The 20,343-nt window shown below is 62.0% G+C and carries 24 protein-coding genes; 15 read left to right on the plus strand and 9 right to left on the minus strand.

The features are described 5' to 3' along the window. Positions 1 to 219: 219 nt before the first annotated feature. Together HU743_RS22075 and HU743_RS22080 are read left to right on the plus strand one after the other, a co-directional pair. On the plus strand, positions 220 to 1,104 hold the full coding sequence (locus tag HU743_RS22075) for a sugar nucleotide-binding protein (protein ID WP_186546736.1): 885 nt from the start codon (positions 220 to 222) through the stop codon (positions 1,102 to 1,104). Continuing rightward, positions 1,097 to 2,026 carry an NAD-dependent epimerase/dehydratase family protein gene (locus HU743_RS22080; protein WP_186651212.1) on the plus strand — a complete coding sequence of 310 codons (930 nt, stop codon included), beginning with the start codon at positions 1,097 to 1,099 and terminating at the stop codon, positions 2,024 to 2,026. Before HU743_RS22075 ends, HU743_RS22080 begins: the two co-directional genes overlap by 8 nt. Positions 2,027 to 2,266: 240 nt before the next feature. On the opposite strand, the gene HU743_RS22085 is transcribed toward HU743_RS22080, so the two are convergent. From HU743_RS22085 to HU743_RS22105, 5 genes are all read right to left on the minus strand, one after another. Then, a complete protein-coding gene (locus tag HU743_RS22085; RefSeq protein ID WP_186651214.1) occupies positions 2,267 to 2,965 on the minus strand; it encodes an OmpW family outer membrane protein in 699 nt (232 codons plus the stop codon). Between the two features lie 209 nt (positions 2,966 to 3,174). After that, a complete protein-coding gene (locus HU743_RS22090; RefSeq protein WP_186651216.1) occupies positions 3,175 to 3,693 on the minus strand; it encodes a DUF3299 domain-containing protein in 519 nt (172 codons plus the stop codon). 11 nt (positions 3,694 to 3,704) lie between these two features. After that, positions 3,705 to 4,970, minus strand: a complete 1,266-nt coding sequence (locus HU743_RS22095; RefSeq protein ID WP_186546740.1) for an ABC transporter permease — start codon at positions 4,968 to 4,970, stop codon at positions 3,705 to 3,707. A 1-nt stretch (position 4,971) separates the two neighbouring features. Beyond that, positions 4,972 to 5,682 carry an ABC transporter ATP-binding protein gene (locus HU743_RS22100; RefSeq protein WP_186651218.1) on the minus strand — a complete coding sequence of 237 codons (711 nt, stop codon included), beginning with the start codon at positions 5,680 to 5,682 and terminating at the stop codon, positions 4,972 to 4,974. A gap of 140 nt (positions 5,683 to 5,822) precedes the next feature. Continuing rightward, on the minus strand, positions 5,823 to 6,422 hold the full coding sequence (locus tag HU743_RS22105) for a DUF2796 domain-containing protein (RefSeq protein ID WP_186651220.1): 600 nt from the start codon (positions 6,420 to 6,422) through the stop codon (positions 5,823 to 5,825). Positions 6,423 to 6,551: 129 nt separating this feature from the next. On the opposite strand from HU743_RS22105, the gene HU743_RS22110 reads away from it, so the two are divergent. Continuing rightward, a complete protein-coding gene (locus HU743_RS22110; RefSeq protein WP_186651222.1) occupies positions 6,552 to 6,911 on the plus strand; it encodes a hypothetical protein in 360 nt (119 codons plus the stop codon). A 4-nt stretch (positions 6,912 to 6,915) separates the two neighbouring features. On the opposite strand, the gene trxA is transcribed toward HU743_RS22110, so the two are convergent. The 3 genes from trxA to HU743_RS22125 form a co-directional block, all read right to left on the minus strand. Then, entirely contained in the window at positions 6,916 to 7,788 is an 873-nt protein-coding gene (gene trxA, locus HU743_RS22115) for a thioredoxin (RefSeq protein WP_186651224.1), read from the minus strand. A gap of 199 nt (positions 7,789 to 7,987) precedes the next feature. Further along, positions 7,988 to 8,641: a 50S ribosomal protein L11 methyltransferase gene (locus HU743_RS22120; protein WP_186651226.1), complete on the minus strand. Its 654-nt coding sequence runs from the start codon at positions 8,639 to 8,641 to the stop codon at positions 7,988 to 7,990. Continuing rightward, on the minus strand, positions 8,638 to 9,102 hold the full coding sequence (locus HU743_RS22125) for a YbaY family lipoprotein (RefSeq protein ID WP_186546746.1): 465 nt from the start codon (positions 9,100 to 9,102) through the stop codon (positions 8,638 to 8,640). Before HU743_RS22125 ends, HU743_RS22120 begins: the two co-directional genes overlap by 4 nt. 128 nt (positions 9,103 to 9,230) lie before the next feature. On the opposite strand from HU743_RS22125, the gene nrdR reads away from it, so the two are divergent. From nrdR to HU743_RS22185, 12 genes are all read left to right on the plus strand, one after another. Beyond that, complete coding sequence (gene nrdR / locus HU743_RS22130; protein WP_007910946.1) at positions 9,231 to 9,695, plus strand: transcriptional regulator NrdR; 465 nt, start codon at positions 9,231 to 9,233, stop codon at positions 9,693 to 9,695. Then, the gene (gene ribD, locus HU743_RS22135) at positions 9,692 to 10,825 is read left to right on the plus strand and encodes a bifunctional diaminohydroxyphosphoribosylaminopyrimidine deaminase/5-amino-6-(5-phosphoribosylamino)uracil reductase RibD (protein ID WP_186651228.1); all 1,134 of its coding nucleotides are present in this window, start codon (positions 9,692 to 9,694) and stop codon (positions 10,823 to 10,825) included. Before nrdR ends, ribD begins: the two co-directional genes overlap by 4 nt. A gap of 47 nt (positions 10,826 to 10,872) precedes the next feature. Continuing rightward, the gene (locus tag HU743_RS22140; RefSeq protein WP_186651230.1) at positions 10,873 to 11,535 is read left to right on the plus strand and encodes a riboflavin synthase; all 663 of its coding nucleotides are present in this window, start codon (positions 10,873 to 10,875) and stop codon (positions 11,533 to 11,535) included. 21 nt (positions 11,536 to 11,556) lie between these two features. Next, positions 11,557 to 12,648 carry a bifunctional 3,4-dihydroxy-2-butanone-4-phosphate synthase/GTP cyclohydrolase II gene (gene ribBA, locus HU743_RS22145; protein ID WP_186651232.1) on the plus strand — a complete coding sequence of 364 codons (1,092 nt, stop codon included), beginning with the start codon at positions 11,557 to 11,559 and terminating at the stop codon, positions 12,646 to 12,648. Between the two features lie 223 nt (positions 12,649 to 12,871). Further along, positions 12,872 to 13,348 (plus strand): 6,7-dimethyl-8-ribityllumazine synthase, encoded by a 477-nt coding sequence (gene ribE / locus HU743_RS22150; protein WP_003228649.1) that lies wholly within the window; start codon positions 12,872 to 12,874, stop codon positions 13,346 to 13,348. Continuing rightward, positions 13,345 to 13,845, plus strand: coding sequence for a transcription antitermination factor NusB (gene nusB / locus HU743_RS22155; protein ID WP_007910937.1), 501 nt, complete (start codon positions 13,345 to 13,347; stop codon positions 13,843 to 13,845). Before ribE ends, nusB begins: the two co-directional genes overlap by 4 nt. 27 nt (positions 13,846 to 13,872) lie before the next feature. Next, positions 13,873 to 14,838, plus strand: coding sequence for a thiamine-phosphate kinase (thiL, locus tag HU743_RS22160; RefSeq protein ID WP_186651234.1), 966 nt, complete (start codon positions 13,873 to 13,875; stop codon positions 14,836 to 14,838). Further along, positions 14,835 to 15,338, plus strand: coding sequence for a phosphatidylglycerophosphatase A (locus HU743_RS22165; RefSeq protein WP_039761886.1), 504 nt, complete (start codon positions 14,835 to 14,837; stop codon positions 15,336 to 15,338). Before thiL ends, HU743_RS22165 begins: the two co-directional genes overlap by 4 nt. 31 nt (positions 15,339 to 15,369) lie before the next feature. Then, complete coding sequence (locus tag HU743_RS22170; protein WP_186651236.1) at positions 15,370 to 16,107, plus strand: transporter substrate-binding domain-containing protein; 738 nt, start codon at positions 15,370 to 15,372, stop codon at positions 16,105 to 16,107. A gap of 244 nt (positions 16,108 to 16,351) precedes the next feature. Continuing rightward, complete coding sequence (ribA, locus tag HU743_RS22175; RefSeq protein WP_186651238.1) at positions 16,352 to 16,969, plus strand: GTP cyclohydrolase II; 618 nt, start codon at positions 16,352 to 16,354, stop codon at positions 16,967 to 16,969. Continuing rightward, positions 16,966 to 17,385, plus strand: a complete 420-nt coding sequence (locus HU743_RS22180; RefSeq protein WP_186546754.1) for an MFS transporter — start codon at positions 16,966 to 16,968, stop codon at positions 17,383 to 17,385. Before ribA ends, HU743_RS22180 begins: the two co-directional genes overlap by 4 nt. After that, the gene (locus tag HU743_RS22185; RefSeq protein ID WP_186651240.1) at positions 17,385 to 18,185 is read left to right on the plus strand and encodes a cobalamin-binding protein; all 801 of its coding nucleotides are present in this window, start codon (positions 17,385 to 17,387) and stop codon (positions 18,183 to 18,185) included. Before HU743_RS22180 ends, HU743_RS22185 begins: the two co-directional genes overlap by 1 nt. A 152-nt stretch (positions 18,186 to 18,337) precedes the next feature. Here HU743_RS22185 and HU743_RS22190 read toward each other — a convergent pair whose 3' ends face one another. Next, positions 18,338 to 20,221 (minus strand): TonB-dependent receptor, encoded by a 1,884-nt coding sequence (locus HU743_RS22190; protein ID WP_186651242.1) that lies wholly within the window; start codon positions 20,219 to 20,221, stop codon positions 18,338 to 18,340. Positions 20,222 to 20,343 lie beyond the last annotated feature (122 nt).

The following is a 20,343-nucleotide window of genomic DNA, read 5'->3' on the forward strand; positions in this document are numbered from 1 at the left end:
ATTCTGGTTGGCAGGGACAACCCAACTACGACTGCTGCGCAGCCGAGCGGGAGCAAGCTCCCTCGCCACAGGGGGGGGCAAATCCGCGGATGTACACTTTACGGATGACGGTTGCGCACTAAACCCGCAAAATGCAACGATTCCGGCAATTATCGACGACGGTTCCCCGTGTTCCGTCGCTAAAGCCATCGTTCCAATCAGACTGGGCCTGCTGACTCTATGCGAATGCGCCTTATGTTACTGGGCGGCGGAAATGCCCTTGGGCAGGCGCTGATTCGCCTCGGTGCGGAGGAAGACATCGGTTTCCTCGCCCCCCGCCCGCCCGAAAACGGCTGGGATGCCGCGAGCCTGACCCAATTGCTCGACGACACGCGTCCCGATGCGTTGATCAACCTCGCCTACTATTTCGACTGGTTCCAGGCCGAAACCGTCAGTGAAAGCCGCATGGCCGGACAGGAGCGAGCGGTCGAGCGCCTCGCCGAATTGTGCCAGCACCACAACATCATTCTCGTGCAGCCATCCAGTTACCGGGTGTTCGACGGCTCGCGCGCCACCGCTTACAGCGAAAAAGACGAGCCCGTGCCGCTGGGGCTGCGCGGCCAGGCGTTGTGGCGGATCGAGCAAAGTGTGCGCGCGACCTGCCCGCAACATGTCCTGCTGCGTTTCGGCTGGCTGCTCGATGACAGCCCGGATGGCACCCTCGGGCGTTTTCTCGCCCGAGCCGAAAAGCCGGAAGAGTTGTTGATGGCCGACGACCGTCGCGGCAATCCGACCCCGGTCGACGACGCTGCGCGGGTGATCATTTCCGTGCTCAAGCAACTCGATTGCGCCGCACCGCTGTGGGGCACCTATCACTACGCCGGCCACGAAGCGACCACGCCACTGGCGCTGGGCCAGGCGATTCTCACCGAAGCACGCAGCCTGCACGCGCTGGCCATCGAAGCACCGACCGCGCAGGCGCACGCCGCCCGTCCGGACGCTGCCGAAGAGCCGCAACACGCCGTGCTGGCCTGCAAGAAGATTCTGCACACGTTCGGGATCAAGCCGCGCGCCTGGCGCGCCGCGCTCCCGGCCTTACTGGACAGGTTTTATCGTCATGGCTGAAGGGACTGTTTTAATCACCGGCGGAGCCGGTTTCATCGGCTCGCACCTGACCGACGCCTTGCTCGCCAAGGGCTATGCGGTGCGCGTACTGGACGATCTGTCGACCGGCAAGCGCAGCAACCTGCCGCTGGACAATCCGAAGGTTGAACTGCGGGTCGGCGATGTCGCCGATGCCGCGCTGGTCGCGCAGGCAATGCAAGGTTGCGTTGCTGTCGCTCATCTGGCGGCCGTGGCTTCGGTGCAGGCCTCGGTGGACGATCCGGTGAGAACGCACCAGAGCAACTTCATCGGCACGCTGAATGTCTGCGAAGCCATGCGCCTGGCCGGGGTCAAACGTGTGGTCTATGCCTCCAGCGCGGCGGTGTACGGCAACAACGGCGAGGGCGAGTCGATTGACGAAGACACGCCGAAAGCACCGCTGACGCCCTATGCTTCGGACAAACTGGCCGGTGAGCATTACTTCGATTTCTATCGCCGTCAGCATGCTCTGGAACCGGCGATTTTCCGTTTCTTCAACATCTTCGGCCCACGCCAGGATCCGTCCTCGCCATACTCGGGCGTGATCAGCATTTTCAGCGAGCGCGCGCAGAAAGGTCTGCCGATCACCGTGTTTGGCGATGGCGAGCAGACCCGCGATTTCCTCTATGTCGGGGATCTGGTCGATTTGCTGGTGCAGGCGATTGAAAAGCCTGAAGTACAGGAAGGCGCGGTGAATGTCGGCTGGAATCAGGCGATGAGTCTGAAGCAGATGCTGGGAGCGCTGGAATCGGTGGTTGGCGAGTTGCCCCCCGTGAGTTACGGGCCGGCGCGCTCGGGCGATATTCGCCATTCGCGGGCGGATAACCGACGCTTGCTGGAGCGCTTTGAAATGCCGCCGCAGACGCCGATGAGTGTGGGGTTGGCGCGCTTGCTCGGGCGCTGAATCTGAACAAAAAAGGCGCCTTTACAGGCGCCTCTTTTGTGGGCGAGATGTTGCTTCAAACGTTTGGCAACTCTTGTGGCGAGGGAGCTCGCTCCCGCCTCGACTGCAGAGCAGTCGCCATTCCAGTCAATGCGGTTTTTCTGAAGCACCGCTTTTGCCGGTTTGGGGGTCGCTTCGCAACCCGGCGGGAGCAAGCTCCCTTGCCACATTAGCCCGCATCCACCACCACGCGAATGTTCGTTAAAACTTATAGCCCAAACCAACCATGTAGATGAACGGATCGACATCCACATTCACCCGCGCACGGGTGCCCGGGGCAACGGCATTGTTTTCGACGGTCGCACGGGTATCGATGTCGATGTAGCGCACCTGGGCGTTGAGCATGATGTTGTCGGTGAGCATGTAGTCGGCGCCGACCTGCCACGCCAGGCCCCAGGAGTTTTTCGCCTTGAAGTTACTGAAGCCGTTGGCGCTCGCTTCGCTGCCGACGTGCTCGTCGTAGATCCAGGTGTAGTTGATGCCGCCGCCGACATACGGCTGGAAGGCCGACTTCGAATCCAGCGGGTAGTAAACGACGCTGAGGGTTGGCGGCAGGTGTTTCAGGGTGCCGAGCTTGCCGTTGGCCGCTGGCAGGGCAGTGCCCTTGAGCTTGACGTCATGTTCGAACGGCGTGGCCGCGAGCAGTTCGATGCCGACATGGTTGGTGAGCATGTAGGCGAAGTTAAGACCCAGTTGGGTGTCGCTGCTCATGGTCGCCTTGCCGCCCAGATCGGCGCCGCGCAACGGACCCTGATCGACCTTGACGCTCGAGCTGTCGGCCTTCGGGTTGACGGTGATTGCACCGGCGCGAATGAGAATGTCACCGGCCTCGTGGGCGTGGGCGAGCGGGGCCGCGAGCGCGAGGGCAAGCAGCGAGGCGCTGAGCAAGGACTTGTTCATGGGGGCTCCGAAGGACTTGAAAAAGATTCGATGTCCTAGGGTACGAAGCCGTCTGATACGGTGTTTTGACTCAGCTCAATGAAACAGTAATGAGGCATCTGTGCCGGCCTTTTCGCGAGCAGGCTCGATCCCACATTTGAAATGCATTCCCTTGTGGGAGCGAGCCTGTTCGCGAAGAGACCCTGTTAATCAACACAAAACTGCCAGGTTCACTCCGGCAGCTCATACGCATAAATCTTCTCCGCCTCCATCTGATACCCGGCATCGGCCAGCTCACTGCTCGACGCTTTCACCTGCAATGGCCCTTCAACCCAGTACGGCTGATACAGCTCATCGAGCTTCACACCGAGTTCGCTTTTCACATGCACGATCTGGTTCGACGGCGGGGGCGGCACATGGATGCAGGCGCCGAAATACGGCACCAGCAAAAAGTCCGTGGTGCGCCCCTCTTCGCTGACTTCCAGCGGCACGATGTAGCCCGGCAGGCGGATATTCTGGCCGTCGAGGCTCGGCACCACCGGCGCGTTCGGCATGTCCTGTTTCGCCGCCGGCGCGGCTTCGGCAGACAGCGCGTCGCCCATTTTCGACAGGTCGTGCAGCGGCGTCATGTTGGGCACTTCCGGTGCAGCGTCCGGGGGGATCATCTCCGACCAGGTCAGGTCTTTCGGTGCCGCTGCCCACACGGGCAGGGCGACCAGCATCAGCAGCGCAAGCAGGGCGCGGGGCATGGTAAATGTCCTCATAAACGGATCGACAGGCCGTCGGCCAGGGATTGGCGATACGCGCGCCAGGCCGGCACGCTGCCCATCAGCAGCGCGGCTGCCAGAATGCCACCGAGCAGCGTCCATTCATACTCGCTTGGCCACGCCAGCGGCAGATACAAACCGTAATTGGCCTGCACATAACCCTGCGCAGCGGCGATGCCGATGTACAGCAGCGCCAGCCCGGCAATCACTCCGGTCAGCGCTAAAGCAAACGCTTCCAGTACCAGAAGACTTGCAATGTGCCACGGCCGCGCGCCCACCGACCGCAGAATCGCCATCTCGCGGCGACGCTCGTTGAGGCTGGTGAGAATCGCCGTGAGCATGCCGATCAACCCCGTCAGCACGACGAACAGCGAGACCACAAACAAGGCTTTTTCCGCCGTACTCATCAGGCTCCACAGTTCTTGCAGGGCCACGCCCGGCAGAATCGCCAGCATCGGCTCGCCGCGGTATTCATTGATCTCGCGTTGCAGCGCAAACGTGGAGATCTTGCTGTTGAGGCCGAGCATGAACGCGGTGATCGCCTGCGGCGTCAGGTCCATGTTGCGCGCCTGATCGGCACTGATCCGGCCGTTGCCGCGCGCCGGCACGCCGTTGTGCCAGTCGACGTGAATCGCCTCCATGCCACCGAGACTGATGTGCAGCGTGCGGTCCACCGGCGTGCCGGTACGCTGGAGAATGCCGACCACGGTGAACGGTTTGTCATCGTGCTTGACCAGACTGATCGCCGCCACGCCGTGGGCCAGCACCAGTTGGTCGCCGAGTTTGTAGTGCAGCGCTTCGGCGACTTCGGCGCCGAGCACCACTTCGAACGGATCGGTGGCAAACGCCCGCCCGTCGGCCAAGGCCAGATGTTGCTGGCGGCCGTACTGGTAATGCTCGAAATAGGCTTGCGTGGTGCCCATCACGCGGTAGCCGCGATGGGAGTCGCCGAGGGACATCGGGATTGCCCACTTCACTTTCGGGTTGCTGGCGAAATGTTCGAAGCTGTCCCAGCGGATGTTGTTGGTGGCGTTGCCGATGCGGAACACCGAATACAACAGCAGATTCACCGAGCCGGAACGGGCGCCGACGATCAGGTCGGTGCCGCTGATGGTGCTGGCGAAACTGGCTTTGGCTTCGGTGCGCACGCGCTCGACGGCAAGCAAAAGGCACACCGACAGGGCGATGGCGAAAGCGGTGAGCAACGCGGTAAAGCGGCGATTGGCCAGACTGGCCATGGCCAGACGAAACAGATACATCTCAGACCTCGGCAGACGTGGCGGCGCGATTGAGTTCGGCCAGGGACAGATGACGGTCGAACAGCGGCGCCAGACTCTGGTCGTGGCTGACGAACAGCAGACTCGATCCGGCGTCGCGGCATTCGGCAAACAGCAGCCGGAGGAAATTCTCCCGGGCATCGTAATCCAGCGCCGAGGTCGGCTCGTCGGCGATCACCAGTTCTGGCTGGCCGATCAACGCGCGCGCTGCCGCCACCCGTTGCTGCTGGCCGATGGACAACGAATCGGCACGGCGGCCGAGCAGGCTTTGATCTTTCAGACCGAGGTGGGCGAGCAGGGTCGCGGCGGCCTGATCGATGCTGCCGTGGCGCTGTTTCGCCCGTTGCGCGCGCAGCCTGGAAAAATGACACGGCAGCTCAACGTTTTCGCGCACCGAGAGAAACGGCAGCAGGTTGAATTGCTGGAATATGTAGCCAGTGTGATCAACGCGAAAGGTGTCGCGCTTGCTGGCAGAGAGTTCGGTCAGTTCCTGGCCGAGCAGGCGAATGCTGCCGCGACCGGGTTTCTGCACCCCGCCGAGCAGGCCGAGCAGGGTGGTCTTTCCGCTGCCGCTGGGGCCTTTGAGAAACAGGGTTTCGCCGGCTTCCAGGCGAAACGCCGGAATGTCCAGCAACGGCGGATGACCGGGCCAGTTGAAGCCCAGGTCGGACAGTTCGATGAGTGCTTGGGTCATGACACCAGTTTTCATGAAGTGAACACATAACCCTGTGGGAGCGAGCCTGCTCGCGAAAGCGCTGGGTCAGACACCCACATGTCAACTGACACGCCGCCTTCGCGAGCAGGCTCGCTCCCACAGGGGATTTTCAGTGAATCCTAGTATTTAAGGGCCGCAGCCTTCGCCGTCACTTCCGTGCCTTGCTGGCCGCTGGCGCTGATCAGTTGTACCTGAATTTTCTGCGTCGCCGGGAAGGTCTTGAACAGGTTCGCCAGATCCAGGGTTTTCAACGCGCCCGGCGTGGCGCAACTGAGCTGGTAATGCGCGTGGATTTCGCTGTGGTCGTCATGATGCTCATGCCCGTCCTTGTCCGCTTCCTCTTCATCGTGATCAGCGGCATCCGGTTTGTCACCGAACAGCGGGCTTTCCAGTTCCTGGCTGACCACTTTGCAACCTGCCGCCGCTGGCAAGCTGAACAGGGCCAGCGGTTTTTCCAGTTGCGCACGGGCGGCGGCCACTTTGGCCTTGTCGGCGTCCGAAGTGGCGGCGTGTTCAAAACCCACCAGGTTCATCGCCGGGCTTTCCAGTTCCAGCTCCAGAGTCTGACCGTCGAGCGCGGCGTTCAAGCGGCCCACGCCATGTTCATGGGCGCCAAGGCTACCGTGCTCATGGTCGTGATCATGATCATGCTCATCAGCCGCATGGGCGATGGCCAGCGGCAACAGGGCAAACGGCAAAGCAAGCAGCAGACGACGCATGGCGAACTCCGAAAATGAAAAGTTTGTTATGTAATCTTATAACGAAAGTGCGCAGAGTGTGCCCGTGCGCTTGGCGTTGCACAAGTCCCGTGGGAGCATGCAGGTCAGAAAAGTGCAGGAGCGAACTCGATGTTGCGGATACGCGGAACGGTCGGCGAGGTGCCGGTGGATTTGACGGTGGAGCTGGATGACAGCGATTGGGCCAGGCTCGGTTCGGCGCTCAGCGGGCAGGCGCCGATTGCGCAGTCAGAAGCGGTTGCGCCAGTCCCGGCGGCGAAGCCGCAGAATCAGGACGATGCGTTGTGGCAGGTGGCGAAAGACTTGTTGCGCAAGGCTGGGCAACTCAGTGGGCCGAATCTGCTTGATCAGTTGGAAGCGCTGACGGGCAGCGCGGCGGCCGGCAAGCGTTTGCTGGTGCGTTTGCGCCACAGCGCTGATGTGAAAGTAGTGAGCGGCGGGGATACGCCGCTCTACAGCTGGATCGAGTGAGCGCTTAGTACAACGCCGCGAACATTTTGCGGCGGTAAGCGGTTACCAGCGGGTGATCATTGCCCAGCAGCTCGAACACCTGCAGCAAGGTCTTGTGCGGCAAGCCTTCGCCATAGCTGCGATTGCGGATGAACAGCTTCAGCAGGGCGTCCAACGCTGCTTCGTATTGCTGGCGCGCCAGTTGCTGGATCGCCAATTGATACACCGCTTCATCGTCCTGCGGATTCTGCGCCAGGCGGCTTTTCAGATCGGCGGCGTCCGGCAGGTCGCGGGCCAGACCGAGGAACTGAATCTGCGCCTTGGCCCCGGCCAGCGCAGCTTTGTGTTCGTCGCTCTTGACCGCGTCGAGCACGGTTTGCGCTTCGCCCAGCTCACCGCGCTCGGTCAGGCAGCGCGCGTAGAGGATCAGCGCCTTGGCGCTGCTGTTGTCTTCATTGAGCATGGCGACCAGCGCGGCTTCGGCGTCGGCGAAACGACCCTCGTCAAACAATGCCTGCGCCTGTTCGAACGGATCGGCGGCGGCAGGTGGCGGCATCTGCACATGCGGCTCAAGCAAGGCGCGCACGGCAGATTCCGGCTGCGCACCGGCAAAGCCGTCGACCGGTTGACCGTCCTTGAACAGCACCACGGTCGGCAGGCTGCGGATGCCGAAGCGGGCCACGATGTCCTGCTCGATGTCGCAATTGACCTTGGCCAGCAGCAGCTCGCCCTGATAGCTCTCGGCAATGCCTTGCAGCATCGGCATCAGCGCCTTGCACGGCGCACACCATTCGGCCCAGAAATCCACGAGCACCGGTTTATTGAAGGAGGCTTCGATCACCGACTGGTCGAAATCGGCAGTCGTGGCGTCGAAGATGTACGGCGTTTGCTGACTCATGGGGGATCTCGTCAAAGCGTGGATGGGGCAACTATAAGGCTTGGTGGGGTGTGGCCGGAAGCGGGGCAGATTTGAGAGGTGTACCGCTAAGCAAGACGCCATCGCTGGCAAGCCAGCTCCCACAGAGTTCTGTGTCGTATACCAAATGTTGGTTCGACTCGGTCACTGTGGGAGCGGGCTTGCCCGCGATGCTTTTTAGCTAACGCCGCGCATGGTAGAGGCTGACATGCCGAAATTCCTCGGGCTCCGCCAGATCCGGCAGGGTCATCGCCTCAAGCACTTCAATCCGCTCATACAACGGATGGCGAAAATCCCTCACCCGCGAATCCGCCACCAGCGCCTCGCGGCCGCGACTGAGAAACGCGTCGAGCAGCGGCAGATTCGCCCGGTCATACAACACGTCGGCGACCAAAATCAGATCGAAGCGATCGGCCTCGGCAAAGAAATCCGTCGAATAGCCCATCTGCACATCATTGAGTTCGGCATTTGCCCGGCACGCCGCGATCGCCAGCGGATCCAGATCGCAGGCCACCACTTCCAGCGCTCCGGCTTTCACCGCCGCGATGCCGGCGATCCCGGAACCGGCGCCGAAATCCAGCACGCGTTTGCCGCGCACCCATTCGGGAAACTCGGCCAGATAACGCGCCACCGCCAGACCGCTGGCCCAGCAAAAGCTCCAGTAGGGCGGCTCATGCAGGATGCGCCGGGTTTCTTCCTGGCTGAACTCGCGGGCCATGTTGTCGCCGTCGATCAGCCATAACTGCAAGTCACTGCCTGGCAACGCACAGGCTTTCAGTCTGGCGTCGCCGAGCAATTCACCCAGAGCCTGTTGCAGGTCGAGCGGTGCCTTCATGGCGCTTTGACAAATTGCAACTGGCCCAGCGCTTGAGTGGTTGGCTGGGTGATGGTCTGCGAGGGCAGGTGCAGGATCAATTGGCCGGACTGACTGGCGCGACCGCGCAGTTCAACCCGCGCGCCGGCCGGGAAGGCCTGCGGGTTGAAGCGCAGGCGGAAGGGCAGGATCTGGTTGTTGCCGATCAGGCTGGAACTGGCGAGCAATTGTTGCGGGCGGTCCTTGTCATCGATCACCAGCAGCGCCAGTTCGACTTCGGCGCCGGCCGGCACGCCCTGCAGGGTGCCGCTCAGTTCACGCTGATGCGCCGGCAGCGGACCGAGTTCGGCGGCCTCTTTGGCTTTTTTCTGGGCCTGCTGTGGGGCCGGGCCGGGTGTTGGCGGTTGCGGCTTGGGCGCATCGCTGCCACAGGCCACCAGCAGGCTGAAAAGACTGAGCAAAACGAGCGGACGTAACGGCATTGGAAGCTCCGGCAAAATGAAATCCATGGATCAGACGATCATGCCGTTCTGTATACCGCAAAGCCTATGGCTTGTCTTGCCACCGGGATGCGCTACCATGGCCCTCCCATTTTTTGTTGCCAGCCACCATGCACTGTCCCTTCTGCGGTGCCAACGACACCAAGGTCATCGACTCGCGTCTGGTCGCCGAGGGCGAACAGGTGCGCCGCCGGCGTGAATGCCTGGCCTGCGGCGAACGATTCACGACGTTCGAGACGGCCGAACTGGTGTTGCCGCGCCTGATCAAAACCGACGGCAGCCGCCAACCGTTCGACGAAGAAAAACTCCGTGCCGGCATGCAGCGCGCCCTGGAGAAACGTCCGGTGAGCGTCGAGCGCCTCGAATCCTCTCTGGTCCACATCAAGCACAAGCTGCGCGCCACCGGCGAACGCGAGGTCAAATCCCTCGTGGTCGGCGAGCTGGTCATGGCTGAATTGCAAAAGCTTGATGAAGTCGCCTACATCCGTTTTGCTTCGGTGTACAAGCGCTTCCAGGACCTCAATGAGTTCCGCGAAGAGATCGACCGCCTCGCTCGCGAGCCGGTGAAAGAATGACCACTGCCGCCGAGCAAGCCATCTTCGACGCCCACTTCATGGCCCGCGCGCTTGAACTGGCGCGCAAGGGCCACTACACCACTCATCCCAATCCACGGGTCGGCTGTGTGGTGGTGCGTGACGGGCAGATTGTCGGCGAAGGCTGGCATGAGCGCGCCGGCGAACCCCATGCCGAAGTCCACGCCTTGCGCGCCGCCGGGGAGCTGGCTCGGGGCGCCACCGCTTACGTGACCCTCGAACCATGCAGCCATCACGGTCGGACGCCGCCGTGCGCCGATGCACTGGTCAACGCTGGCGTGGGACGGGTGGTCGCGGCAATGCGCGATCCGAACCCGCAAGTTGCCGGACGCGGTTTGCAGCGCCTGGCCGAGGCCGGCATCGCCACCGAAAGTGGTGTGCTCGAAGGCGAGGCGCGCAAGCTCAATCAAGGTTTCCTGAAACGCATGGAACACGGCTTGCCGTTCGTGCGGGTCAAGTTGGCGATGAGCCTCGACGGCCGTACCGCAATGGAAAACGGCGAGAGTCAATGGATCACCGGCCCGGCCGCGCGTTCCGCGGTGCAGCGTTTGCGCGCTGAGGCTGCCGTGGTGCTGACCGGCGCCGATACGGTGCTGGCCGATGGCGCGCGATTGACCGTGCGCGCTGACGAGTTGGGCCTGGATGCCGGGCAAACCGCTCTGGCCATGAGCCGCCCGCCGTTGCGCGTGTTGATTGACGGTCGCCTGCGGGTGCCGCTGGATGCGCCGTTCTTCAAGGCTGGCCCGGCGCTGGTTGCTACCTGCGTCGCCGTCGAAGAACAGTACGCCAACGGCCCGGAATGCCTGATCGTGCCGGGTGAAGACGGCCAGGTCGATCTGCATCAGTTGCTGATCGAACTGGCCAGTCGCGGCGTCAACGACGTGCTGGTCGAGGCCGGCCCACGTCTGGCCGGTGCCTTTGCCCAGCTCGGCCTGGTCGATGAGTTCGTGATTTTCATTGCCGGCAAGTTTCTCGGTTCCACGGCGCGGCCGTTGCTGGACTGGCCGCTGGCCCATATGAAGGACGCCCCAGAGCTGAAAATCACTGAAATCCGTGCGGTGGGCGATGACTGGCGAGTCACTGCCATCCCTGCCTCCTCGGCCCGCGTATAATTCCCGGCCATTGCGTAAGCGCTGGCCCAGTTCTCAAGGAGAACCTCATGTTCACCGGCATCATCGAATCCATCGGCAGTATCCGCGCACTGACCCCAAAGGGCGGTGACGTGCGGGTCCACGTGGCAACTGGCAAGCTTGATCTGAGCGACGTCAAACTGGGCGACAGCATTGCAGTCAACGGCGTTTGCCTGACTGCGGTCGAGTTGCCGGGCGACGGTTTTGCCGCCGACGTCAGCCGCGAAACCCTGGACTGCACCGCCATGAATGACCTGAAAAGCGGCAGCCCGGTCAATCTGGAAAAAGCCCTGACCCCGACCACGCGTCTGGGCGGGCATCTGGTCAGCGGTCATGTCGACGGCGTCGGCGAAGTGGTCTCGCGCAGCGACAATGCCCGCGCCGTGGAATTTCGCATCCGCGCGCCAAAAGAACTGGCCAAGTACATCGCTCATAAAGGCTCGATCACCGTCGACGGCACCAGCCTGACCGTAAACGAAGTCGATGGCGCCGAATTCATGCTGACGATCATTCCGCACACCCTCAGCGAAACCATCATGGCTTCGTACAAGCCAGGGCGCCGGGTGAACCTGGAAGTCGACTTGCTGGCGCGTTATCTGGAGCGTCTGCTGCTGGGTGACAAAGCCGCCGAGAAAACCGCCGGCGGCACGATCACCGAAAGTTTTCTGGCCCAAAACGGCTACCTCAAATAAATTAAAAGAAGGGGGTGCCTTGTGGCGCTCAATAGCATCGAAGAACTGGTTGAAGACATCCGTCAAGGCAAGATGGTCATCCTCATGGATGACGAAGACCGTGAGAACGAAGGCGACCTGATCATGGCCGCCGAATGCTGCCAAGCTGAGCACATCAACTTTATGGCCAAGCACGCCCGTGGCCTGATCTGCATGCCGATGAGCCGCGAGCGCTGCGAACTGCTGAAGCTGCCATTGATGGCGCCGCGCAACGGTTCCGGTTTCGGCACCAAGTTCACCGTATCGATCGAAGCCGCCGAAGGCGTGACCACCGGCATTTCCGCCGCCGACCGCGCGCGCACCGTGCAGGCGGCTGCCGCCAGGGACGCCAAGGCTGAAGACATCGTCAGCCCGGGCCACATCTTTCCGCTGATGGCCCAGGCCGGCGGCACCCTCGCTCGCGCCGGTCACACCGAAGCGGCTTGCGACCTGGCGCGCATGGCCGGTTTCGAGCCGAGCGGGGTGATCTGCGAAGTGATGAACGACGACGGCACCATGTCCCGTCGCGCCGAACTGGAAGCGTTCGCCGCCGAACACAACATCAAGATCGGCACCATCGCCGACCTGATTCACTACCGGATGATCCATGAACGTACCGTTCAGCGGATTGCCGAGCAGCCACTGGACAGCGAACTGGGCCAATTCAACCTGGTGACCTATCGTGATTCGGTGGAAGGCGACGTGCACATGGCGCTGACCCTGGGCACCGTGTGCGCCGAAGAACCGACCCTGGTCCGCGTGCACAACATGGACCCGTTGCGCGATCTGCTGATGGTCAAGCAGCCGGGCCGCTGGAGCCTGCGCGCCGCCATGGCCGCCGTGGCCGAGGCCGGCAGCGGTGTGGTGCTGCTGCTCGGTCACCCGCTCGATGGCGACGTGCTGCTGGCGCATATTCGTGAAACCGCTGATCAGGCGCCGACGAAAAAACCGACCACCTACAGCATCGTCGGTGCCGGTTCGCAGATCCTGCGTGACCTCGGCGTACGCAAAATGCGTTTGATGAGCGCACCGATGAAATTTAATGCGATATCCGGTTTCGATCTGGAAGTTGTAGAATACGTGCCCTCCGAATAATGACCGGCACAATTCGGCATTGTTGATTGTGGCGAGGGAGCTTGCTCCCGCTTGGGTGCGCAGCGCCCACAAAAAGGGCCGCTAAGCTGCCCGGCGGGAGCAAGCTCCCTCGCCACAGGTTTATCATCAAGCGGCAATGCAGTGTTTCCGGCCATGAAATCGTGGCTAATATTATCGAGGGATGCGTACGAAACGCGTCCCGGCTCTTTAAGAGAACTGACGAATGACCCTGAAGACCATCGAAGGTACCTTCATCGCCCCCAAAGGCCGCTACGCTCTGGTAGTGGGCCGCTTCAACAGCTTCGTGGTTGAAAGCCTGGTCAGCGGTGCCGTGGATGCCCTGGTTCGCCACGGCGTGAGCGAAAGCGACATCACCATCATCCGCGCACCGGGCGCCTTCGAAATTCCGCTGGTTGCGCAGAAAGTCGCCCAGAAAGGCGAGTTCGCCGCGATCATCGCCCTCGGCGCGGTCATTCGTGGCGGTACTCCGCACTTCGAATACGTCGCAGGCGAGTGCACCAAGGGCCTGGCCCAGGTGTCCATGGAATTCGGCGTACCGGTCGCGTTCGGCGTCCTGACCGTTGACTCCATCGAGCAAGCCATCGAACGTTCCGGCACCAAGGCCGGTAACAAAGGCGCCGAAGCTGCCCTGTCCGCTCTGGAAATGGTCAGCCTGCTGGCGCAGTTGGAGGCCAAGTGATTAGCGACGAAAGCGATCGTTTCAACCCGCGCGATCCGAAACCTGCGGATGCCGGCAAGCCCTCGAAAAGCGTCAAGCGTCGCGAAGCCCGTCAGCTCGCCACTCAAGCGCTGTACCAGTGGCACATGGCCCGGCAATCGCTGAACGAGATCGAAGCGCAGTTTCGCGTTGATAACGATTTCACCGATGTCGACGGCGCCTACTTCCGCGAGATCCTCCACGGGGTTCCGCAGTTCAAGACCGAAATCGACACCGCCCTGACGCCTTGCCTGGACCTGGCGATCGAAGAGCTGGACCCGGTTGAGCTGGCGGTTCTGCGCCTGTCCACCTGGGAACTGCTCAAGCGCGTCGACGTGCCATACCGCGTGGTGATCAACGAAGGTATCGAGCTGGCGAAAGTCTTCGGTTCGACCGACGGCCACAAGTTCGTCAACGGTGTGCTCGACAAGCTGGCCCCGCGCCTGCGTGAAGCTGAAGTGAAGGCGTTCAAGCGCTGATCGGCGCTTGAGCACTTTTTCTCAGCCATGGGCGAATTTGAGCTGATCCGCAATTTCTTCGCCGCCGCGCCTTGTGCGCAGGGCGGCGAGGGCGTTGCTCTGGGGATTGGCGACGACTGCGCCTTGCTGGCGGTTCCCGCTGGGGAGCAGTTGGCTGTTTCCACCGATACGCTGGTGGCCGGCGTGCACTTTGCCGACCCCTGCGATCCGTTTCTGCTCGGTCAGCGCTCGCTGGCCGTCGCGGTCAGCGATCTGGCCGCCATGGGCGCCACGCCCGTAGCCTTTACCCTTGCTTTGACTGTGCCGACGGTAACCGCCGATTGGCTGCAAGCCTATGCCCGCGGCTTGAACCGCATGGCGCAAACCTGCGGCGTCGCACTGGTCGGCGGCGACACCACGCGTGGGCCGCTGAGCCTGACGGTCACTGTGTTCGGCCGCGTACCCGCGGGCCAGGCCTTGACCCGCAGCGGCGCACAGCCGGGCGATCTGCTCTGTGTCGGCGGCGAACTGGGCAATGCGGCCGGCGCCTTGCCGCTGGTCCTCGGGCAACGGGACGCCGTACCGCAAATTGCCGGGCCGTTGCTTGATCATTATTGGTCGCCACAACCGCAACTCGCCCTCGGTCAGGCCCTGCGAGGCAAGGCCACGTCGGCGCTGGACATCTCCGATGGCCTGCTCGCCGACTGCGGCCATATCGCCCTCGCGTCGAAGGTTCGGCTTGAGATTGAACGCGAGCGCGTACCGTTGTCGGATGCTTTAGTCGCGTTTCTCGGTCAGCGCGGCGCCGAGCGTGCGGCGCTGAGCGGCGGCGATGATTACGTCCTGGCGTTCACGTTGCCGTCCGCCGAATTACCGGCGCTGCTGGCCGACGGCTGGCCGATCCATGAGATCGGTCGCGTGGTGCCGGGCGAGGGCGTGGTGCTGCACGACCGCGAAGGGCACGACATCACCCCGCACATTCGCGGCTACCAACATTTTCAGGAGACACCGTGACAGATCACCCGAAACAGGTTCCGGCCGAATTCGTGCCGCCGTCGGTCTGGCGCAATCCCTGGCATTTCCTTGCGTTCGGCTTCGGCTCGGGCACGCTGCCCAAGGCGCCGGGCACCTGGGGCTCGTTGGTGGCCCTGCCGTTCATTCCGTTGTGGCAGATGCTGCCCGATTGGGGCTACTGGCTGATGCTCGGGATCACCATGCTGTTCGGCTTCTGGCTGTGCGGCAAGGTCGCCGACGACCTGCGCGTGCACGATCACGAGGGCATTGTCTGGGACGAAATGGTCGGCATGTGGATCACCCTGTGGCTGGTGCCGGAAGGCTGGTATTGGTTGCTTGCGGGTTTTCTGGTGTTCCGCTTCTTCGACATTCTCAAGCCCTGGCCGATTCGCTGGATCGACAAGCATGTGCACGGTGGCGTCGGGATCATGCTCGACGACGTGTTGGCCGGTGTGTTCGCCTGGCTGGCAATGCAGGGGCTGGTGTGGGTGTTCGCCTGATCCGAATCAGGATTGAGTGAGGGGCAGATTGATGGTGCGACATTGGTTGGCGCTGCTGGTGCTGGTAGTGCAGGGCGCCGTTGCTCAAGCGCAGGAGGCCGCGCCTTTGCCTGCGGTGATCCATCTGGCCAGCGAAGACTGGGAAGACTATACGGCTGCCGACGGCCATGGTCTGGCCTGGGACGTGTTGCGCAAGGTGTTCGAACCGGCCGGGGTCCAACTGGATATGCGCACGGTGCCGTACACCCGCTCGGTGGGGCTGGTGCAATTGAAGGAAGTCGACGCGCTGGTCGGCTCCTACCGTGACGAAGCCGAGCACGTCCTGTACCCGCAGTGGCATTTCGATTCCGACCATATTTACGCCCTCGGCCTGGCAAGTCATCCCCAGCCGACCCCGACCACGCTGGGCCAGTATCGGCTGGCCTGGGTACGCGGTTACCGCTATGAAAATTACCTGCCGAACATCAAACGCTACAACCAGATCGAACGGCGTAGCGGCATTCTGTCGATGCTCAAGCAGGGGCGCGCGGATTACTACATCGATGCACTGACCGAGGTGGAAGCCGTGCTGCGCAACGCTGCTGACCCGGCTCAGTATCGTTATTCGCATCTGGCCGAGTTGCCGCTGTTTCTCGGATTCGCCGACACTCCACAAGCCCGGGCGCTGATGGCGCTGTATGACCGGCGTATGGCGGAACTGGTGAAGAGCGGGGAGCTGAAGCCGATCTTCAAGAAGTGGCAGCAGCCGTATCCGTTCAACCCGAATTGAAGCCCAACACAAATCCCCTGTAGGAGTGAGCCTGCTCGCGATAGCGGACTGACATTCAACAATGATGTCGCCTGATCAACCCCTATCGCGAGCAGGCTCACTCCTACAAGGGACCGATGCAGGGCAGTCTGTCATCAAACTTTTTGATCGTTATGCCCGATAATTCAGCCTAAGCGTCGGCAGGAAGCTGCTGTTACAATGCCGGCCTGCGAATTTTCAGAATTTTTAGATCAGGAGCACACCGGTGCCTGTCGTCTTTGTTGCCGCTTGCAAGCTGCCAACGCCTTATGCGCAATTCACCATGCACGGGTTTCTCGATGAAAGCACCGGCCGCGAGCACGTCGTGCTGAGCCTGGGTGAAATTGCCGATGGCGCTCCGGTACTCGGCCGTTTGCATTCCGAATGCCTGACCGGCGATGCCTTGTTCAGCCAGCGTTGCGACTGCGGTTCGCAACTGGACGCCGCCCTGCAGGCGATCGCCCGCGAAGGCCGTGGCGTGCTGCTGTACCTGCGCCAGGAAGGGCGCGGCATCGGTTTGCTGAACAAGATTCGCGCCTACGAATTGCAGGACGGCGGCGCCGACACCGTTGAAGCCAACGAGCGTCTGGGCTTTGCTGCCGATCAGCGCGACTACGCGATGTGTCTGCCGATGCTCGAGCACTTGGGCGTGAAATCCCTGCGTCTGATGACCAACAACCCGCGCAAGGTCAAAGCTTTGGCTGACATGGGCATCGTCGTCGCCGAGCGCGTGCCGCTGCACACCGGCCATAACCCGCACAACAAACTCTATCTGGCGACCAAGGCCAGCAAGCTCGACCACATGATGGGTAACGAGCATCAGGGCGAGGTCGATCGCGCGTGACTCGCGGTCAGGTTCGGCGGCGGTTGTCGGTGACCTGGTGGCAATACCTGGCGCTGGCCCTGCTGCCGCTGTTCGTGCTCAACGCGCTGTTCGGCGAAGGCCAGGGCCTGCTGCCGGTGCTGGCGATGCCCCTGTTTATCGCCGGCGTCGCCTCGATGTTTGTCAGCCTGAAGTATTTCGGTCGCTACAAACACGCACTGATCGCCACGCAAAAAGCCCTCGATACCACCGATGAACCCGCCGCCTGGATTGCCCTCGCGGCGTGCCGGCGCACGGCGTTCCTGGTGGCGTCGTTGCCCGCGTGGATCGGTGCTCTGGCGGTGTTCGTCGGTCTCGAAGCCGTACCGCTGATGCTGCTGGCGTTGTCCACCGCCGTGCTGTTCTACCTCTACCGTATCCCGCGTCAACTCGGTTGATGCGCCGTCTGTGCCTGGCGGTTCTGCTGCTTGCCCTGAGCAGCCCGGCGCTGGCCGCGTTGCGTGTGGTCAGCCTCGCACCGTCGCTTTCTGAAATCGTCGTTGAACTGGACTCAGCCGATCTGCTGGTCGGTGTGCTGGACGCCGGCGAACGGCCAGGGGCGATTGCCCATATTCCTTCTGTTGGTCGCTATGGCCAGCTCGACATGGAGCGTTTGCTCAGCCTCACCCCTGATCTGTTGCTGCTCTGGCCCGGCAGCGTCGGTCCTGCGCAGCGTGATCAATTAAAGCGTCTGGGCATCCCGACCTTCGTCGCTGAGCCGCACACTCTGGACCAGCTCATCGCGCAGATTGAAGCCATTGCCCGACAACTCGGTCGGCCTGAGCGTGGCGTCCAGCGCGCAGCCGAACTGCGCCAGACACTCGATGCCCTGCGCCAACGCTATCGCCGTGACATGCCGTTGCGGGTGTTTTATCAGGTCTGGGACAAGCCGTTGTATACCGTCGGTGGCGGGCAAATCATCAGCGATGCGTTGCAAGTGTGCGGGGCGCGCAATGTGTTCGATGATCTGAGTTTGCCGGCGCCACAAGTGAGTGTGGAAGCGGTGTTGCAGCGTGATCCCGAGGTGATTCTGGCTGGCGATCAGGCGCAGCTTGAGGCGTGGAAGGTGTGGCCGCAGGTGGCGGCGGTCAGGCAGAAACGGTTGTTGCTGGTCAGCGATAAAGGTCTTGAAAGACCGAGTGGTCAGATGATCGAGGCAACGGCCAAGCTCTGCCAACTCCTCCAGCCACACCGCTGATTGCGTGGCGAGGGAGCTTGCTCCCGCCGGGCTGCGAAGCGGCCCCAAAACCTGTCATCTCAGTCCTCCTGTCCCACCGGTAAGCCAGAGTTACGACTGCTGCGCAGCCGAGCGGGAGCAAGCTCCCTCGCCACAGGTGATCAAGGTTTACCTTAGAGTTCAGGTGTCCAGGTCACCCCGAACATCCACGCCCGACCTTCCTCGCGATAGCCATACTGTCCGCCGTCATAGCTGTAATTCGCCCGGCTGTAACTCTTGTCCAGCAAGTTATCCACCCGCAAGTCGAGCTTGATCTCACGGTTCAGCGCCCAACTGCTGCGCAGCCCGAGCGTGCCGTAGCCGCCCAGCGACTGGGTGTTGTTCAAATCGTCGTAACTGCCGCTGACCAGTTGCCAACTGGCGCCCAGCCCCAAGCGATCGAACTGCCGATCCAGATCCCAACTGGCCGTGCGCCGCGCCCGTCGCGCCAGTGTATGCCCGGTATCGCGATCACGCGGATCAATGATTGCCACGCCAAGATTGCTCTGCCAGCCAAACAGATCCTGCTTTACTGTCGCTTCAAAGCCATTGATCCGCGCCGATGCAACGTTCTGCGGGCGTGAGTTGCTGCCGAAGATAATCGCGTCTTCCAGGTCGGTGCGATAAATCGAGGCTTCCAGGCGGGTGTTGTCATTCAACTGACTGCGCCATTGCAGTTCGTAACTCTTCGAAGTTTCCGGTTTCAGCTTCGGATTGCTGAAATCGGGGTAATACAAGTCGTTGAAGGTCGGCGCACGAAAACCTTCGCTGTAGCTCAGCAGCAAGTCATTGTCCGGATTCAGCGGCAAAGTGAAGGTGCCGCTCCAGGTGTTCTGGCTACCAAACTGCTGGTTATCGTCGTGGCGCAGGCCCAGTTCGGTGGAGAAACTGTCGGCCTGATAGCGATGCTGGATAAACGCTGCGCGATTCCAACGGCTGTCCTCGTCGAACGCAGTGCTGCTGTTGATCCGGTCTTCGTACCAGTCGCCGCCGAGGATCAGGCTGTTGCGTGCGTCGAGCGTCAGGTCGTTCTGCCAGTTCACCGAATCGCGGTAGGTGTTGAATACGGTGCGCTCGTCGCTGAGCTTGTCGAGGGTCTTCTCGCGATTCTCCGTGTGGCCGAACTCGAGGCGGGTTTTCCAGGTTTCGTTGATCCGCGCATCGACATAACTGCTGAGGCTGCTGACATTGAAATCACTGTACGGCTGCTGTTGCACCGACTCGAATGTGTCCATGTCGAAGCGGCCGAACGGGTTGTCGAATTCGCTTTTGCCACGGTTATCCAGCAGATTGGCGCCGACTTCGATGTTCTCGGTCAGCGCGTGGCTGAGGCTCAGACTGAGGGATTTGTTGCGGTAGGCGTCATGATCGCCATCGCTCGGGTACGACTCATGGGTGCGATCAATCCCGGCAGTCTCATCCAGGCTGGCGCCGAGGTTGAAACGGGTTTTTTCGTCGCCACCGGATAATCCGAGACTGCGCTCCCAAGTCTGCTGGCTGCCGAAACCAACGTGCAGGCGAGGCTGCAAGCCTTGCTCGGTGCCACGTCGGGTGAAAATTTGAATCACCCCGCCAATCGCATCGCTGCCGTAAATCACCGAGCGCGAACCGCGCAGTACTTCGACGCGCTCAATCTGCTCGATGTTCAGGTGCTGCAGATTGCTGTCGCCGGACGTTGAGTTGCCGATGCGCTGGCCATCGACCAGCACCAGGCTTTGCGCCGACTGCGTGCCGCGAATGTAAACCCCCGGCAGACTGCCGCGCCCGCCAGCCTGCGCTACTTGCACGCCGGGAACGCGACGCAGCAGGTCGGGCACGTCGCTCGGTTGCAGGCGGTCGATGTCTTCGCGGGTGAACACGGTGTTGGCGGCGCTGCTGTCGTTGCGCGCCTCGACCTGGCGGTTGGCGCTGATCAGTGTGTCGGGGAGCTTCAGCGCCTGATCGCGCTCGAAGGTGTCGGCGAGGGTGCTGGCGGTTGGCAGCAGGAGCAAGGGCAGGGCGAGGCGCGAGAGGTTCATCGTTGATCCGTGAGAAACTTCAGGTGTACACAAAACTTTCTGTTTCCACAAAACACTATGGGAGCGGGCTTGCCCGCGAAGAGGCCGGCACATTCAAGATCAATGTTGAATGTGCCGACGCC

Origin of the sequence: Pseudomonas sp. SWRI99 (assembly GCF_014270125.1) — a bacterium.
Lineage (GTDB): Bacteria > Pseudomonadota > Gammaproteobacteria > Pseudomonadales > Pseudomonadaceae > Aquipseudomonas > Aquipseudomonas hamedanensis.